This is a genomic window from Nocardioides maradonensis (genome assembly GCF_054777115.1).
Map to the genome: position 1 here is coordinate 47,445 of NZ_BAAHAZ010000009.1, position 15,873 is coordinate 63,317.

At 71.5% G+C, this 15,873-nt stretch carries 14 protein-coding genes; 5 read left to right on the forward strand and 9 right to left on the reverse strand.

All coding sequences use genetic code 11. The features are described 5' to 3' along the window. Positions 1–56: 56 nt before the first annotated feature. The 3 genes from ACYVAQ_RS12295 to ACYVAQ_RS12305 form a co-directional block, all read right to left on the reverse strand. The gene (locus tag ACYVAQ_RS12295) at positions 57–383 is read right to left on the reverse strand and encodes a cupin domain-containing protein (protein ID WP_460789863.1); all 327 of its coding nucleotides are present in this window, start codon (positions 381–383) and stop codon (positions 57–59) included. Then, positions 380–1,801 carry an NAD(P)/FAD-dependent oxidoreductase gene (locus ACYVAQ_RS12300; protein WP_460789865.1) on the reverse strand — a complete coding sequence of 474 codons (1,422 nt, stop codon included), beginning with the start codon at positions 1,799–1,801 and terminating at the stop codon, positions 380–382. The genes ACYVAQ_RS12295 and ACYVAQ_RS12300 overlap by 4 nt, the downstream gene beginning before the upstream one ends. Positions 1,802–1,901: 100 nt before the next feature. Next, positions 1,902–3,107: a PucR family transcriptional regulator gene (locus ACYVAQ_RS12305; RefSeq protein ID WP_460789867.1), complete on the reverse strand. Its 1,206-nt coding sequence runs from the start codon at positions 3,105–3,107 to the stop codon at positions 1,902–1,904. A 149-nt stretch (positions 3,108–3,256) separates the two neighbouring features. Here ACYVAQ_RS12305 and ACYVAQ_RS12310 point away from each other — a divergent pair, with 149 nt between their 5' ends. The 3 genes from ACYVAQ_RS12310 (at position 3,257) to ACYVAQ_RS12320 (ending at position 6,471) form a co-directional block, all read left to right on the forward strand. After that, positions 3,257–5,587, forward strand: a complete 2,331-nt coding sequence (locus ACYVAQ_RS12310; protein ID WP_460790207.1) for a molybdopterin cofactor-binding domain-containing protein — start codon at positions 3,257–3,259, stop codon at positions 5,585–5,587. A gap of 13 nt (positions 5,588–5,600) precedes the next feature. Further along, entirely contained in the window at positions 5,601–6,077 is a 477-nt protein-coding gene (locus ACYVAQ_RS12315) for a (2Fe-2S)-binding protein (RefSeq protein WP_460789870.1), read from the forward strand. Between the two features lie 130 nt (positions 6,078–6,207). Further along, the gene (locus ACYVAQ_RS12320) at positions 6,208–6,471 is read left to right on the forward strand and encodes a hypothetical protein (protein WP_460789872.1); all 264 of its coding nucleotides are present in this window, start codon (positions 6,208–6,210) and stop codon (positions 6,469–6,471) included. 172 nt (positions 6,472–6,643) lie between these two features. Here the strand turns inward: ACYVAQ_RS12320 and ACYVAQ_RS12325 are convergent, their stop codons facing one another. Then, the gene (locus tag ACYVAQ_RS12325; RefSeq protein WP_460789873.1) at positions 6,644–7,273 is read right to left on the reverse strand and encodes a TetR/AcrR family transcriptional regulator; all 630 of its coding nucleotides are present in this window, start codon (positions 7,271–7,273) and stop codon (positions 6,644–6,646) included. Positions 7,274–7,309: 36 nt separating this feature from the next. On the opposite strand from ACYVAQ_RS12325, the gene ACYVAQ_RS12330 reads away from it, so the two are divergent. Further along, positions 7,310–8,533, forward strand: a complete 1,224-nt coding sequence (locus ACYVAQ_RS12330) for an oxygenase MpaB family protein (RefSeq protein WP_460789875.1) — start codon at positions 7,310–7,312, stop codon at positions 8,531–8,533. Between the two features lie 117 nt (positions 8,534–8,650). Here ACYVAQ_RS12330 and ACYVAQ_RS12335 read toward each other — a convergent pair whose 3' ends face one another. From ACYVAQ_RS12335 to ACYVAQ_RS12350, 4 genes are read right to left on the reverse strand one after another with little or no spacing between them, the layout of a single operon-like run. Continuing rightward, positions 8,651–10,318 carry a GMC oxidoreductase gene (locus tag ACYVAQ_RS12335; protein WP_460789876.1) on the reverse strand — a complete coding sequence of 556 codons (1,668 nt, stop codon included), beginning with the start codon at positions 10,316–10,318 and terminating at the stop codon, positions 8,651–8,653. Continuing rightward, positions 10,315–11,778, reverse strand: coding sequence for a flavin-containing monooxygenase (locus tag ACYVAQ_RS12340; RefSeq protein WP_460789878.1), 1,464 nt, complete (start codon positions 11,776–11,778; stop codon positions 10,315–10,317). Before ACYVAQ_RS12340 ends, ACYVAQ_RS12335 begins: the two co-directional genes overlap by 4 nt. Then, positions 11,775–13,238: an aldehyde dehydrogenase family protein gene (locus ACYVAQ_RS12345; protein ID WP_460789880.1), complete on the reverse strand. Its 1,464-nt coding sequence runs from the start codon at positions 13,236–13,238 to the stop codon at positions 11,775–11,777. Before ACYVAQ_RS12345 ends, ACYVAQ_RS12340 begins: the two co-directional genes overlap by 4 nt. Further along, the gene (locus ACYVAQ_RS12350; RefSeq protein WP_460789883.1) at positions 13,235–14,041 is read right to left on the reverse strand and encodes an alpha/beta fold hydrolase; all 807 of its coding nucleotides are present in this window, start codon (positions 14,039–14,041) and stop codon (positions 13,235–13,237) included. The genes ACYVAQ_RS12345 and ACYVAQ_RS12350 overlap by 4 nt, the downstream gene beginning before the upstream one ends. Positions 14,042–14,151: 110 nt before the next feature. On the opposite strand from ACYVAQ_RS12350, the gene ACYVAQ_RS12355 reads away from it, so the two are divergent. After that, positions 14,152–14,772 carry a TetR/AcrR family transcriptional regulator gene (locus tag ACYVAQ_RS12355; protein ID WP_460789885.1) on the forward strand — a complete coding sequence of 207 codons (621 nt, stop codon included), beginning with the start codon at positions 14,152–14,154 and terminating at the stop codon, positions 14,770–14,772. Here ACYVAQ_RS12355 and ACYVAQ_RS12360 read toward each other — a convergent pair. After that, positions 14,765–15,859 carry a carboxylate-amine ligase gene (locus tag ACYVAQ_RS12360; RefSeq protein WP_460789888.1) on the reverse strand — a complete coding sequence of 365 codons (1,095 nt, stop codon included), beginning with the start codon at positions 15,857–15,859 and terminating at the stop codon, positions 14,765–14,767. The two genes, ACYVAQ_RS12355 and ACYVAQ_RS12360, sit on opposite strands and share 8 nt — an antisense overlap. Positions 15,860–15,873: the final 14 nt, after the last annotated feature.

Sequence of the window (15,873 nt, forward strand, 5' to 3'; positions counted from 1 at the left end):
ACCAGAGAGGTCTCGCGACGGTTGCTGCGCAACCTCCTCGACCACCGGTTGGTTGGTCAGGCGAGGTAGACCTTCCGCAGCGGAGAGCGGATCTCCCACTCGGTCCGCTCTCCGGCGTCCAGCCGGACGACGACGCCCGGACGGAGCTCCACCGACTCCCCCGACGCGAAGCGCACCGTCCCCTCCCCGGACAGCACCACGAAGACCTCGTCCGCCTCGACGTCGCGGACGACACCGGGCGTGATCTCCCAGATGCCGATCTCGACCTCGCCGAAGGACCCGAGCTCCACCACCCCCGCGGCGGGCGAGCCGGACACCACGTCCAGCTCCCCGCCGCGCGGCACCGCCACGGCGAGGGCGTCCACGCTCCGCGGCAGGGTCACGAGTCGAACCCCAGCCCCAGCGCGTCCAGCGTGCGCAGCCACAGGTTGCGCCGGCCGCCGCGCTGGTCGGCGCGGTCCAGCGACCACCGGGTCGCCTGGATGCCGATCGAGGCGATCGGCTCGGGCGGGAACGGCAGCGGCTTGCGGCGCACCATCTCCAGCTGGGTGCGCTCGGTCGAGAGGCCGGCGAGCCGGTCGAGCATGACCTCCGCGCCGAAGCGGGTGGCGCCGACACCGAGCCCGGTGAAGCCGGCGGCGTGCGCGACCCGGCCCTGGAGCGCGAGGCCGAAGAACGCGCAGAACCGGGTCGAGGTGTCGATGGCGCCCGCCCACTGGTGGGTGAACCGCAGCCCGGACAGCTGCGGGAACGTCGTGAAGAAGTGCTCGGCGAGCTTGCGGTGCGTCTCGGGGCGGACCTCGTACTCCGGGCGGACCTTGCGGCCGTAGCGGTAGATGGCGTCGTACCCGCCCCACAGGATCCGGTTGTCCTTCGTGATCCGGTAGTAGTGGAACTGGTTGTTCATGTCGCCGATGCCCTGCCGGCCGTCCCAGCCGATCGAGGCGAGCTGCTCGCCCGACAGCGGCTCGGTCATCAGCACGTAGTCGTAGACCGGGATCGTGAACATCCGGTAGCGCGGCAGCAGGCTCGGGAAGACGTTGGTCGCGAGCGCCACCCGATCGGCGGTCACCGAACCGCGCGCGGTGGAGACCCGCACCGAGCCCGTCCTCCCGGAGGCGGAGATCCCCGTGGCCCGGCTGTGCTCGAAGATCTCGACGCCGAGATCGGTCGCCACGCGCGCCAGCTCGATCGCCAGCTTGGCCGGGTGCACCATCGCGACGTCCGGGTCGAGGACCGCGGCGAGGTACGTCGGGCTGTTGACCAGCTTGCGCAGGTCGTCGCCCTCGATCAGCTCGGCTCCGCTCGCCCGCAGCTCCTCGACCTGGTGCGGCTCGGTCGCCACGGCCAGGTCCCCGGTGCGCTCCCAGTCGACGTCCATGGCGAAGTCGCGCACGGTCTGCTCGATGGCGTCGAGGTTCGCGATGCCGAGCCGCTCGAGCTCGGCGTACTCCTCGGGCCAGCGGTTGCGGCCGTTCTCCTCGCCGTGGGTGATGCTGGCGGCGCAGAAGCCGCCGTTGCGGCCCGACGCGGCCCAGCCGATCTCCTCCGCCTCCAGGAGCACGACGCGCCGCTGCGGGTCGCGCTGCTTGGCGACCACCGCGGTCCACAGGCCGCAGTAGCCGCCGCCCACCACCAGCAGGTCGGTCGTGACGCCGCCGGTCAGCGACGGGTAGGCGACGCGACCTGGCACATCCTCCAACCAGAAGCAGGCGTCGCGGACGCCGGCCAGGGCGTGGTCGACAGCGGAGGTGTCGGGGGCGGTACGGGAGAAGACGGTGCCACGGGGTGCAGAGCTCACCGCCCCACCCTCCCGGCCGAACCGGTCACCGCACCAACGCCAGTCTGTCGATCTCGGACAGCCCTCACGCGCCGATCCGTCCATTGCGCCCGGATGGCGTTCACCCCGCATGGAGCAGCCGTACAGCGATCACCAGCTCCTCCAGCTGACGGAAGTTCCGCAGGTCGCAGCCCGTGCGCTCGGCGATCCGCTCCAGCCGGTAGTACGCCGTGTTGACGTGCACGTGCAGCCGCTCGGCAGCCGTCTTCGCGTTCAGGTCGCTGTCGACGTACGCCATCAGCGTCTGCACCAGCCCGCCGCCACGGGCGATGTCCTCCTCGACGAAGTGGCGCAGCTCGGGGCGGATCAGCCGGCGCGCGGTGGGATCCTCGCGCAGCACCATGTAGTCCAGGGTCGAGAGCATCGACAGCGCACACACGCCCGCGGCACCGTCGAGGGAGTCACGCGCCACGACGGCCTCCCGGTACGCCTCCGGTACGCCGGACAGGCCGTGGTGCACCGTGCTCATCCCGACCACCATCCGCAGCCCCTGTCGGCCGAGCCGGCCGTGTGCGCGCTTGAGGTCCCGCACCGCCCGCGACCCGTCGCCCGCCGCCGGCAGCACGCCCACGATCTGGTCCTGGCGGATGACGACGACGCCACGGTCCTCGCCGATGACCGCCCGCACCGTGCCGAGCGCCGACCGCAGGCTCTGCCCCGGGCGCAGCGGCGCGTCCGGCACGGCGACCACGACCGCGAGGGACGTGGCGCGGTCCAGGCCGCACGAGACCGCGAGGGCGCTGCGCGGGCCGGCGGGCTCGCGCCCGGCGAGCAGGTCCTCCGCGAGGTCGCGCCGCACCCGGTCGCCCTCGGCGAGCTCGGCCTGCTGCGCGGCGAGGAACGCCTCGCTCGCGACCGTGCTCCCCAGCTCGATGACCTGCATCAGGTGGGTCGCGACCCCGAGCGCGGCATCGCGCAGCCGAGGGGCCCGGGCGGCCGCCACGACGCCCTCCCAGAGGGTGACCTGGCCGATCCGGAACGCCGCCAGGAAGTCGGCGAGCTCGAGTCCGGCCTGCAGCCGCAGCGTCGCCTGCTCGGCGGTGATCGGAAAGTCCTCGCGGACCGCCGGGCGACCCTCGCGCAGCGTGTCGAGGACCGCGACGTAGATGGCGCGGGTGTGGGTGGTGACGTTGGCGCGCAGCTCGGGGTCCGCGTTGGCGGCGTACGCCGGCACCTGCTCCCAGAACCGGTCGACCGAGGTCGCGACGAGGTCGTCCAACCCGGACTCGACCGCCACGACGATCTCACCGACGAGCGACGTACCCACCCGGGCAGCGTAGAGCCGTCCAAAGGGTGTTGTGGTCCGGCCCCAGGAACCGCGGGCATAGGCCGGATTATGCTGCCGGTGTAACCGCGGTCACACCACCGGTTGCATGCTCCCCGCACCGAACCCCCTCGGAGGCTGCCTTGACGACCGTGCTGCCCGAAGACCAGGACGCTGACCAGCAGACCAGCGGCGAGATCGGACGGAGGCGGTTCGTCGGCTACCTCGTCGCCGCACCGACCCTCGCCGTCGCGGTCCGCCTCGGCCTCGACGAGACCGTCGCGAGCGATCCCGCCGCGGCCGCCGTGCCGTCGGTCGCGGGTCCGGCGGAGCTGTTCGACCTCAGCGACCTGCTGAAGGCCGCTGCCGCACCGACCGCGAACATGATCACGCTCACCGTCGACACCGACGGGATCGCCCACTTCGCGGTCCCCCGGGCCGAGGTCGGGCAGGGCATCACCACCTCGACGGCGATGCTCATCGCCGAGGAGCTCGACCTGCCGATGAGCCACGTGATGGTGACGCTGGCGCCGGCCCGCCCCGAGCTGCTCTACAACCAGATCACCGGCGGCTCGAACACGACGTACACCACCTACGTGCCGATCCGCACCGCCGCCGCCATCGCCCGCCAGCGGCTCGTCGAGGCGGCCGCGCAGAAGTGGGGCGTGAGCGCCTCGACGCTCCGCACCAGCAACGGGTACGTCGTCCGACCCGACGGCGCGCGGCTCAGCTACGGGTCGCTGGCCGTGGCCGCCCGGGCGCAGTCGACCTCCACGTCGTCGGCCACCCTCAAGGACCCCAGCACCTACCGGGTCATCGGCAAGCCGCACAGCCGCGTCGACGCGCACCTCGCGGTCACCGGCCAGAAGAAGTACGCCATGGACCTGAAGATCAAGGGCGCGAAGCCGACCATGGTCTGCCGGCCGCCGACGGTCAACGGCAAGGTCGTGAAGATCCACAACGCCGCCGCGGTGCGGGCGATGCCGGGCGTGACGCACGTCGTGGAGATCTCGACCGGCGTCGCGGTGCGCGCGCGGACCTTCGGCCAGTGCATCGACGCCGTGCGCGCGCTCGAGGTCACCTGGGGCCCGGGGACGATCGGCACCAAGTCCGACGCCGACATCCTGAACGAGCTCAAGGGCGCGGAGCTGCCGCTCGTCGTACCCGCCGTCCCCGCCCTCGCACAGACCGTGGACACCGCCTTCACGTTCTGGTTCGCCGGCAACTCCGCGCTGGAGACCAACTGCGCGGTGGCCGACGTACGCTCCGACTCCGCCGAGATCTGGGGCTCCTTCAAGACACCGATCACCGCCCAGGAGCGGGTCGCCCAGCTGGTCGGGCTGCCGACCGACAAGGTCAAGGTCCACGTCACCGAGGGCGGCGGCTCGTTCGGCCGCAAGCTCTTCTACGACGCCGCGCTCGAGGCGGCCGAGGCCTCGAAGAAGATGGGCAAACCGGTCCGCCTGATGTGGCACCGCGCCGACGACGCGCGCCAGGGACGGGTGCACCCGATGTCCACCTCGCGGATCCGTGCCACCGTGCTCGGCGGCAACGTGCTCACTTACGAGCAGCGGCACACCAGCGTGAAGACCGACTTCAGCCACGGACTCGGCGAGATCATCACCGGCCTCTCCGCGCAGCTGCCGGTCGGCGACCTGGGTTGGTCCGAGACGGTCTACGCGCTGAGCCAGGCGACCCACTACAACTTCGGGCTCACCACGCAGCTGCTCAACGAGGTCGAGACCGGCTTCAACACCGGCTCGATGCGCAACATCTACTCCCCCAACGCCGCGGTCGCGCGGGAGCTCACGGTCGACAAGATCGCGAAGCTCGTGGGCAAGGACCCGCTCGCCTTCCGCAAGGAGTTCGCCTACAGCCCGCGCAGCGTCGCGGTGCTGGACAAGGTGGCGAGCGCGGGCAGCTGGGGCCGGAAGATGCCGGCCGGGCACGCGCAGGGCATCGCGATCCACAACGAGTACCACGCCCACACGGCCTGCCTGGTCGAGATCGACTGCACCACCGCGACCATGAACCGCAAGGTCCGCGACGCCGTCACCGGCCCGCGCGTCACCAAGGTCGTCTTCGCCGTCGACATCGGGCGGCCGGTCAACCCGCGCGGCCTCGAGGCCCAGATGATGGGCGGGATCATGGACGCGATCGCGCTGGTCCTCACGTCCTCGCTGCACCTCAAGGACGGCTACTTCCAGGAGGCCAGCTGGGACAACTATGCCTACACGCGGGAGTGGAACGTCCCGCCGAAGGTCGAGGTCATCATCATGCCGCCGACCAGCGACGACCCGGGCGGCGCCGGCGAGCTCGGCGTACCGGCAGCGGCGGCAGCCGTCGCAGCGGCGTACGGACGGGCGATGGGGAAGATGCCGACGTCGTTCCCGATCAACCACCACAAGCCGCTCTTCTTCAAGGTGAAGCCGACCATCCCGCCGATCCCCGCCTCGCCCACCAACGGCCTGACCTTCTACTGATCGGAGCACCCCGATGCCCAAGCACACCTTCAAGGTCAACGGCGACAAGGTCACGGTCGACGCCCCCGACGACGTGCACCTTCTCTGGATCCTGCGCGACGTCCTCGGCATCACCGGGCCGAAGTACGGCTGCGGGATCAACGTCTGCAAGGCCTGTACGTCGCACATCAACGGCCGGGCGTTCAACCCCTGCTCGGTCCCCGTCGGGAAGATCAAGCCGGGCGACGAGATCACCACGATCGAGGGCCTGCCCAAGACCGTGGGCAAGAAGCTGCACCCGATGCAGAAGGCCTGGCTCGAGCACGACGTCGCGCAGTGCGGCTACTGCCAGCCGGGCCAGATCATGGCCGCGGTGGACCTGGTGAAGAAGGTCCACGCCGAGGGCCGGGAGATCACCGAGCACGACCTCGACACGCTGCGGAACATCTGCCGCTGCGGCACCTACCCGCGGCTGCGGCAGGCGATCCTGGACGGCGCCAAGGACATGTAGCGGGAGCATAACTTCACTTACGGCGCAAGGGTTTGTGAAGAGGTCTACAACGCGTTGCGTAATTTCTTACGCGCTGCGTATCGTTCTTCTCGTCAGGCACTCCGCCCGCACCCCTACCGAGGAGAACACCATGACCACCAAGACCGCCCCGAAGAAGCCCCACGTCACCAACTACGTCTCGGACCTGTTCGACGTCGTCAAGGGCTCGGCCGACGACCTGCTCGACAGCGTGAAGACGCTGGAGAAGTCGGCCCGCACCCGCAGCAAGGAGCTCCGCGACGCGGCCCTCCCGTCGGAGAAGGACATCAAGCGCCTGCGCAAGCAGACCGTCAAGCTCACTGACGAGGTCGAGCGGATCACCAAGATCAAGGGCTCGACGAAGTCCAGCAAGTAGCCCGCACGACCCCGAGGGGCGGTCGCCGATCCGGCGGCCGCCCCTTCGTCGCGTCCCGGCCGCGGCCGCTGTAACACGTGGTCCGACGCTGTAGTACGACGAGATCTCGCCGTACTACACCGAAGCTCGGATCCCCTACAGCGTCCGACAGCGTGTTACCGCACGCCGGCGCTCAGGGCCGGTCGATGCCCCGGGCCACGGCGCGGCACAGCCGGGTCGCGGTCGCGGCGAGCTCGGCGGGCGACTCGGTGCGGTGCGGCAGCCAGTCCGCGATCAGCCCGTTCACCCCACCCACGGCGAAGACCGCGTTGCGGCGCAGCTCCTCCTCGGGCGGCACACGATCGAGCAGCCGGGCGGCGTTCTCCCGCACCAGCTCGACGATCCGGCTGGTCGCCGCGATCTGCTGCTGGGCCAGGCCCGGCACGCTCGCGGGGTCGCTGGTCAGGATCCGGTGGACCTGCGGGTCGCCCGCGACCACCTCGAGGAAGGCGGTCAAGGCGGCGTTCAGCTTGTCCCAGATGTCGCCGGGCTCCGACTCGCTCGCGACGACCAACGTGACCGCGAGCTGGTCGCGCACCTCGTCGGCGACGGCGAGGAGCAGCGCGTCGCGGTTGTCGAACTGCTCGTAGAAGTAGCGCGGCGTGAGACCTGCCTTCGCGCAGACGCCGCGGACCGTGACCTCGGCGGCGCCGTTGGCCCCCCACAGCTCGCGGGCGGCGTCGAGCAGCTTGCGCCGGCGCTCCGCGCGCCGGTCCTCGGCGCTCACGCCGCCGTAGTGACGTACCACCTCTGCCCTGGCCATTGACAGCACTCTAGCGACGTCCCTACTTTGGAATACATGCGTTATCCAGTTGCCGGGACTCGCCCGATCCCGTCGCGCCACCCGGCCGCTCCCCTCCCCGTCCCCGCCTCGATCAGGCTGCTCGCGACGGCGCTGCGGATCGCACCGGCGACGGAGGCGGAGTTCCGGCGGTACGGCGAGGCGCTGACCGAGGGCGACCCGTTGATGGACGACGTGGTGGCCTGGATGTCCACGACGGGCCGCACGGAGGGCAGGGCCCTGTTCGACCGGGCCCTCGAGCACGGGATCGCCTCGGTCCCTGCCGCCCCTGCCCCGCTGCGCGCGCTCTTCCGGCACGTCGAGACGACGCCCGACTGGGTGGACGCCCGCCTCGTGCACCGCGCCGCGCTGGTGCTGCGCTCGGGTGGCGCGGACGGGTTGTTCATCGCCCGGGACGTCTCGCTGCAGGGCGGCTACCAGTTCTCCGGCTTCAACCAGACCCTGCTCCGCACAGGTGCCCTGGAGAAGGGCTCGAACCAGCGTTTCGCCGAGACCACGCAGTGGGCTCTCGACGCGACGGAGGTCGGCGGGCTGGCACCCGGCGGCATCGGCTTCCGATCCACGCTGCGGGTGCGGCTGATCCACTCCTTCGTCCGCAGGCACGTCTCGGCCATGCCGGACTGGGACAGCTCCGCCTGGGGGCTCCCGGTGAACCAGACCGACATGGCCGCGACGATCCACGGCTCCTTCATCGCACCGGTCGCGGCCGGAACGGCTCTCGGCCTGTTCAACGCTCCCCGCGACCTGGAGGCCGTCGCCCACTTCACCCGCTACGTGGGGTGGCTGATCGGCGTCGACGAGGAGTTCCTGCCGCGCAGCTTCCGCGAGGCGGTCCGGATCCAGTACGTCACGCTGTCCGCGCTCGCCACCCCCGACCAGACCACCCGCCAGCTCGCGCGGCCGATGGCCGACGACCCGCTGCGGTGGCGCTTCGACCGGTTCGCCGGGATCCGGCGCCGCTTCGCCCGCTCACAGCACCTGTCGATCACCCAGGCCGTGCTCGGCCCCGCGGCGATGCGGCAGCTGGGACTGCCGCCGTACGTCCTGCCGTGGTACCCCGCCGTCCGCTTCCCGCTCAACGCGGTCCGGTCCGCACTTCGCCAGCTGCCGGGCGGCCTCGACCGCGCCGCGCACCGCGGCACCCGGGAGCAACACCGGTTCCTCGCCCGGATGGGCACCACCAGCCAGATCGGCGGGTCGGCGAGCCACCTCCACCCCTGACCCCGAATCGTTAGTTGTGGTCCGCCGAATCGTTAGTCCTGGTCGACCGAAACTGGCGTTTCGGTCGACCAGAAGTCCGGATTCGGCGGGCCAGAACTAACGATTCGCGCTGAGGGGTCAGGCGGGGAGGCGGAGGGCACCCGGGGCCGTGGCGGGGACGGCGGGGGCCTTCGGCTGGACCGCCGAGATCCGTTCGTACGCCGATCCGAGGGCCGGCCGAGGGTCGGCCTCCCCGCGGTTCGGCCAGAACGCCATGGCCCGCTCGGCCTGCGCGGTGATGGTGAGCGACGGGTTCACGCCCAGGTTCGCGGTGATGGCGCTGCCGTCGGCGATGTGGAGGCCGGGGTGGCCGTGGACGCGCTGGTACGGGTCGACGACCCCGGTCTCCGCCGACAGCCCGATCGTGCAGCCACCGATGTAGTGCGCGGTCGCGGGGATGTTGAAGATGTCGGTGCCGATGTTGCCGGTGACGCCGTCGGCGGCCGCGGCGTACTCCCGGGCCACCTCGTGCGCGACCGGGATCCAGTCCGGGTTGGGCTGGCCGGTGCCCTGCCTGGTCTTGAGCAGGCCGCCCTTGAGGTAGGAGGTGAGCGAGTTGTCGAGCGACTGCATCACCAGCAGGATCACCGACCGCGAGGACGCGTCGCGCACGTTCATGGTGCGCATCGAGGCGATCGGGTGCAGCACCAGGGTGAGCAGCAGCCGCAGGAAGCGGAACGCGCCGCCGTCGACCATCGGCACGGTCTGCAGGAACAGCGAGTTGTGGCCCTTGCCGTAGGTGCAGACCTCGACGTGGGTCTGCGGCTCCGGGTGGATCGAGGAGGTGATCGCCACACCCTGCGCCAGGTCGGTGCGGCTGCGGCTGGTCACGCCGATGATCGCCTCGGAGTTGCTGCGGGTGAGCTCGCCGAGCCGCGGCGAGAGGTGCGGCAGCGTGCCCGAGTCGCGCAGGCGGTGCAGCAGCTTCTGGGTTCCCAGCGCGGCGGCCGCGAAGACCACCTGCTCGGCGGTGAAGGTACGCCGGCCCTTGCGCAGCTTGCCGTTGGAGCGGACCGTGTCGATGACGTATCCACCCGATCCGTCGGGTCGTACGGAGGTGACCGTGGTCAGGGGGTGCACCTCGGCGCCGTTCTTCTCCGCGAGGTGCAGGTAGTTCATCGTCGTCGTGTTCTTGGCGTTGTGCTTGCAGCCGGTGAAGCACTCCGAGCAGTGGATGCAGCCGGCGCGGCGCGGCCCGGCGCCGCCGAAGTACGGGTCGTCGACCTCCACCCCCTCGGCCCCCTCGTTGAAGAAGACGCCGACCTGGGTGGTGTGGAAGGTGTCGGCGACACCGCGGCCGCGCGCGACCTGCAGCAGCAGCTCGTCCTTGGGTCCGACCCGCGGGTTGGTCTCGACGCCGAGCATCCGCTTCGCCTGGTCGTAGTACGGCGCCAGCTCCTCGCGCCAGTCGGTGATGCCGCCCCACGCGGGGTCGGAGTAGAACTCCGGCAGCGGCTCGTAGAGGGTGTTGCCGTAGATCAGCGAGCCCCCTCCGACGCCCGCGCCGCTGAAGACCAGGCACTTGCCGAGCGCGCTGATCCGCTGCGGCCCGGTCATCCCCAGCCGCGGCGCCCAGATCGACTTGCGCACGTTCCAGTTCGTCTTCGGCAGGTCCTCGGCGTTCCAGCGGCGGCCGGCCTCGAGCACGCCGACGCGGTAGCCCTTCTCGGTCAGCCGCAGCGCGCTCACGCTGCCACCGAACCCGGACCCGATGACGATGACGTCGTAGTCGTAGCCCTTGCTCATCCCACCACCTCGTAGTCGGCCGCGTCGAAGCGCGCCTGCTTCCTGTACTGCGCCCCCAGCAGGGGCCAGTTGGCCGTGATCCGGCCGTCGGCCCGGCGGTACCAGGACGTGCACCGGCTCCACACGCTCGTGGAGAGCTCGGTCTGGATGCGGTCGTCGTACGCCGCCTCCACCTCGGCCCTCACCGCGAGCGGTCGCCCGACCGCGGCCAGGTGGGCGACGTAGTCGCCCAGGTACCTCGCCTGCGCCTCGAGGAAGTAGATGATCGACCCGCCGCCGGTGTTGGTGTTCGGGCCGTACATCACGAACAGGTTGGGGAAGCTCGGCACGGTCATGCCGTAGTAGGCGTGCGGCCCGTGCCTCCACTCCTCGTGCAGCTCACGCCCGCCCGGCCCGGTGATCCGCATCGGCGCGAGGAACTCCTGCACCTTGAATCCGGTGCCCCAGATGACCACGTCCGCGGGGTGCTCGACGCCGTCGGCCGTGACGACGCCCGACGGCGTGATCCGCTCGATCGCCTCGGTCACGAGGTCGACATCGGGCTGGGCCAGGGCCGGGAGGTAGCTGTCGGAGAACAGGACCCGCTTGCAGCCGATCGGGTAGTCCGGCCAGACCTTCTCGAACAGGCCCGGCTTGGTGCGCGTCTGCTTGCGCATGTGCCGCTTCGACCACGCCCGGACCGCGGCGGCGAGCGGCCGGGAGTAGACCCAGGCGACGCTGAGGCCCTCGGTCACGGCGTACCAGGTGCCGCGCTCGACGAGCTCGGTGGCCGGCACCCTCTCGAAGACCCGGTGGTGCAGCGGGCCGAACTCCCGGTCGGGCCTCGGGATGATGTACGGCGAGGACCGCTGGAACACGGTCAGGTGGCCGACCACGGGCTGGATCTCGGGCACGAACTGGATCGCGCTCGCGCCGGTGCCGATGACCGCGACCCGCTTGCCGGTGAGGTCGACGGAGTGGTCCCAGGTGGCGGAGTGGAAGGCCTCGCCGGCGAAGGTGTCGACGCCCGGGATGTTCGGGTACGCCGGACGCGACAGCTGCCCCACCGCGGACACGAGCACGTCGACCACCACCGGGTCGCCATTGCTCACCTCGACGGCCCACGTGCCGGTGGCCTCGTCGAAGGTCGCGCCCAGCACCTCGGTGTCGAAGCGGATGTGCCGGCGCACGTCGTACTTGTCGGCGACGTGGCGGATGTAGTCGAGGATCGCGGGCTGGCGCGAGAACCGGTGCGGCCAGCGCGGGTTCGGCTCGAAGGAGTAGGAGTAGAACGGCGAGGGCACGTCGCAGGCCGCACCCGGGTAGGTGTTCTCCCGCCACACGCCTCCGACGTCGCCAGCCTTCTCCAGGACCACGACGTCGTCGAAGCCGCGGCGCTTCAGCTCGATGACGGCTGCCAGCCCGCCGAACCCCGCGCCGACGACGGCGACGCTCGGGCTCGATGCGCCGGTGCGGCTCATCGCCCGTGGATCCAGCGGATCAGCCGCGGCAGGACCCGCTCCACCCACGACTTGCGGCTGAACGTCAGCAGGTTGACCGGGGCGGAGCGCTTCTGGGTGGCGATGGCGCGCGGCCGGGTGAACTCGCGCAGGCCCTCGGGCCCGTGGATCCGGCCGAAGCCGCTCTCGCCCTTGCCGCCGAGCGGCAGCGCGGCCATGCCGGCGAAGCCGAGGACCGAGTTGACCGAGACCTGGCTGGTCTCCAGGCCGTCGACGATCGCGTCCGGGTGGGCCGAGAAGACCGCACCACCCAGCCCGTACGCCGTGTCGTTGGCCAGCTTCACGGCCTCGTCGACCGACTCCACCGTGGTCACGGTCAGCGTCGGCCCGAAGGTCTCCTCCTGCACCGCCGCCGAGGTGTGGGCCGGGTCGAGGATGACGATCGGGGCGACGTACCGATCGCCGATGCTGTGCGGCCCGCCGACCACCGGGGTGCCGCCGCTGGCGAGCGCGTCGTCGACGTGACGGCGGATGACGTCGATCTGCGACGGCATCGTCATCGGTCCGTACGACGCGCCCTTGCCGGAACCGGCCTCCAGCGCGGACGCGCGCTGCTTCACGAGGTCGAGGAACTGCTCGCGCACGGGGCGCTCGACGTACACCCGCTCGATGCCGACGCAGGTCTGGCCGCTGTTGCCCATCGCGCCGAAGACGATCGCCTCGGCGGCCTGGTCGAGGTCGGCGTCGGCCGCGACGATGGCCGCGTCCTTGCCGCCGAGCTCCATGACCACGGGGACCAGGTTCCTGGCACAGGCCGCCATCACCTTGCGGCCCGTGGGACCCGAGCCGGTGAAGGCGATCTTGTCGACGCCCGCGTCGCACAGGGCGGCGCCCGTCGTGCCGTCGCCGGTGACGAGGCTGAGCACGCCTGCGGGCGCGTCGGGATTGGCCTTCGCGAACGCCTCGACGAACCACTCGCCGATCGCGGGGGTGTACTCGCTCGGCTTGAACACGACCGTGTTGCCGGCCGCGAGCGCGGTCGCGATCGAGCCGTTGGGCGTGAAGATCGGGTAGTTCCACGGGCCGATCACGCCGACCACGCCGAAGGGCACGTGCTCGACGCGCGCCTCGAAGTTCGACAGCAGCAGGCCGGTCTTCCGCTTCTCGGGACGCAGCACCTTGCCCGCGTGCTTGGCGTTCCAGTCGATGTGCTCGAGCGCGAGCAGGAGCTCCAGGCGGGCGTCGGTGAGCGGCTTGCCGTTCTCGCGGTGGATGAGGTCGGCGATCTCGTCGTTGTGACGGGCCAGGTGCTTCTTCCAGGCGAGCAGCGCGGACTTCCGGCCGGCGTACCCCTGCGCGCGCCACCACGGGGCGGCCTCGCGGGCCTGCGCGACAACCGCGCGCACGGCCGCCCCGTCCATCACCGGGAAGGTCGCGACGACCTCGTCGGTGGCCGGGTTCGTGCTGATCAGCTCGTTCATGAGGTGGCTTTCTGTGCGTCGGCGAGGACGAGACGGGAGCAGGTGGTGGGGTCGTCGTTGAACGGGACGTGCCCGCAGCGCGGGAGGTCCACGTGGTTCACGTAGGGCATGACCTCGCGGGCGCGGGCGCTCTGGGTGCGGTGGGCGAGCACCACGTCGCGGGTGCCCCACGCGATGGTCGCGGGGATGGCCGGGAGGGCGCCGGGGTCGTCGGTGGACGCCAGGCGGTAGCCGGAGAAGGCGTGTCGGGCGGCGGCGTACGCCGGCGAGTCGGCCAGCGCCGCCATGTCGGCCCGGGCCACGTCGGGATCGATCTTCCCGGGCTGGCCGAAGAAGCCGCTGAGCAGCACTTGCCGGCCGATCCGGTGGTCGACCGCTCCGCCCATGACCGGGCCGGCGACCCGCGCGGCGGCGCGCATCGTGGTGATCATCGACTGCCCCCAGCGCAGGCCGGGCTCGCGCCAGAAGCCGGCCGGGGAGAAGGCAGTGACGGCGCGGGCGAGGCCGCGGCGACCCAGCTCGAGCGCGATCGCGCCGCCCATCGAGTTGCCGACAACGTGGGGCCGCTCGACGCCCTGCTCGGGGAGCCAGCCGGCCAGCCAGTCGGCGTACCCGCGCGGACCGGGGGCGACGCCGGGCGGCAGGCTGGAGGCGCCGAAGCCGGGGAGGTCGACCGCGAGGACCTCGTGGCCCGCCCCGACGAGCGCGTCGAGGATCGGGTCGAACACCTGCCAGCGACTGCCGATGCCGTGGACGAGGACGATCGGGTCGCCGGCACCCCGGCGCTCGAAGGAGATGCTCAAGCTCACCCCGCTGAGAAACAGTTACGACGTACGGTTTCTCAGTGCACCAGCAAAACGGGGCGCCGTCAACAGGTTCGACACACAAACCGTCAGTGCATACGATTTCTTGCGTGCCGCACCCGCCCGCCCGTCGTACCCAGGCGGAACGGCGCGCCACGACACGGGCCCGGATCCTCGACGCGACCGCCGCCTCGCTGGTCGAGAAGGGGTACGCCGCGACCACGGTGAGCGAGGTCCAGGAGCGGGCGGGCGTCGCGCGCGGCACCCTCCAGCACCACTTCCCGACCCGCTCCGAGCTGCTCGTCGCCGCCACCACGCACGTCGTCGACCTGCGCCTCGCCGCGTTCCGCCGGGCCATCGACGCGATGGCCGACGACACCGACCGGATCGGCACCACCGTCGACCTGGCCTGGAACGACCTGAGCGGACCGGTGTTCTACGCCGCGGTCGAGCTCTGGGTCGCGGCGCGCACCGACCCCGAGCTGCGCGCGAACCTGGTCGCCGAGGAGGAGCGCGTCTTCCGCGAGATGCGCACCCTGTACGCCGAGGCGCTCGGCTCCGACCTCGCCACCGACCCGCGCGCGGCGACCCTCGTCGAGTTCACCGTGGACTTCCTGTCCGGGTTGTCGATGACCGCCATGCTCACCGGGAAGCGCCCCGAGCAGCAGCAGAACGTGGAGCAGTGGAAGCGGGCGCTGGCGGTGCTGGCCGCGTCGTTCGAGCTCAGCTGACGGTCCGGTCCGCCAGGGTCTCCACCACCGCCGCCATGCCTCCGGCGGCGTACGCCTCGCGCTGGAGCCGGGCCCCGGTGCCGCGCCGCCTGATCCGGGCCAGGCCGTCGGCCACCATCGTGTCGTCACCCGCGCGGGCGAGCTCGAGCGCGACCAGGTCGACCAACCGGTCGACCAGCTCCCCGGCCGGCACCAGCCGCCGCTCGGCCGGGTCCACGAGCTGGTCCTCGAGCCCCCACCGGGCCGCGCGCCAGCGGGCCGCGGCGAGCAGCTCTCCGCGCAGCGACGGAGCGGCGAAACCGGCCGCGGCGTGCCGGGCGGCGGTGGCGACGAGCGCCCGGACCAGCGCCGCGAGCACGGGTGCGTCCGCCACGTCGGCGCACACGTCGCAGACCCGCACCTCGACGGTCGGGTAGCTGGCCGACAGCCGGGCGTCGAAGTAGATCATCCCGTCGTCGAGGGCCGCGCCGGTCGCGATGAGGTCCGCCCGGGCGCGCTCGTAGGTGTCGACCGTGCCGAACGGCTCGGTCGCACCCGCGCTCGGCCACAGCCCCCACAGGATCGAGCGGTAGCTGGCGTAGCCGGTGTCCTCTCCGGCGACGTACGGCGAGTTCGTGCTGAGCGCCGTGAGGACGGGCAGCCAGCCGCGGATCCGGTCCAGCACGGCCACGCCCTCCTCCGGCGAGGCGATCGCGACGTGGACGTGCATCCCGCAGGTGAGCTGCACCCGCGCGAGCTCGCCGAAGACCTCGCGCATCCGCTCGTAGCGTCGGTCGACGGTGGTCGAGGAGTCCTGGTCCAGCGGACTGGTCGCCGACGCCAGCAGACGTACGTCGTGGCGGGCCGCCGCCTCGGCCAGGACGCTCCGCCGCGAGCGGAGGTCGCGCTCGACGTCGGCGATGGCGCGGTGCGGCGCCGTACCGATCTCCGCCTGCTCCTGCTTGAACTCGTGCTCGAACTGACCCTCGGCGATCCGGCCGGCCGTCGCGACGACCTCGTCGCCCACGGACGCGAGCAGCGGCGAGCCGTTGTGCACGAGGAGGAACTCCTCCTCGACGCCGACGGTGCGGACCTCGTCGCTGTACATGCAGCCCGGTTCCC

What these genes read in the sequence shown, in the direction of transcription:
- ACYVAQ_RS12315 (WP_460789870.1), top strand. Translation starts at nt 5,601, where the DNA reads ATGCCCAAGCACACCTTCAAGGTCAACGGCGACAAGGTCACGGTCGAC.
- ACYVAQ_RS12320 (WP_460789872.1), top strand. Translation starts at nt 6,208, where the DNA reads ATGACCACCAAGACCGCCCCGAAGAAGCCCCACGTCACCAACTACGTC.
- ACYVAQ_RS12325 (WP_460789873.1), bottom strand. Translation starts at nt 7,273, where the DNA reads ATGGCCAGGGCAGAGGTGGTACGTCACTACGGCGGCGTGAGCGCCGAG.
- ACYVAQ_RS12330 (WP_460789875.1), top strand. Translation starts at nt 7,310, where the DNA reads ATGCGTTATCCAGTTGCCGGGACTCGCCCGATCCCGTCGCGCCACCCG.
- ACYVAQ_RS12335 (WP_460789876.1), bottom strand. Translation starts at nt 10,318, where the DNA reads ATGAGCAAGGGCTACGACTACGACGTCATCGTCATCGGGTCCGGGTTC.
- ACYVAQ_RS12340 (WP_460789878.1), bottom strand. Translation starts at nt 11,778, where the DNA reads ATGAGCCGCACCGGCGCATCGAGCCCGAGCGTCGCCGTCGTCGGCGCG.
- ACYVAQ_RS12345 (WP_460789880.1), bottom strand. Translation starts at nt 13,238, where the DNA reads ATGAACGAGCTGATCAGCACGAACCCGGCCACCGACGAGGTCGTCGCG.
- ACYVAQ_RS12360 (WP_460789888.1), bottom strand. Translation starts at nt 15,859, where the DNA reads ATGTACAGCGACGAGGTCCGCACCGTCGGCGTCGAGGAGGAGTTCCTC.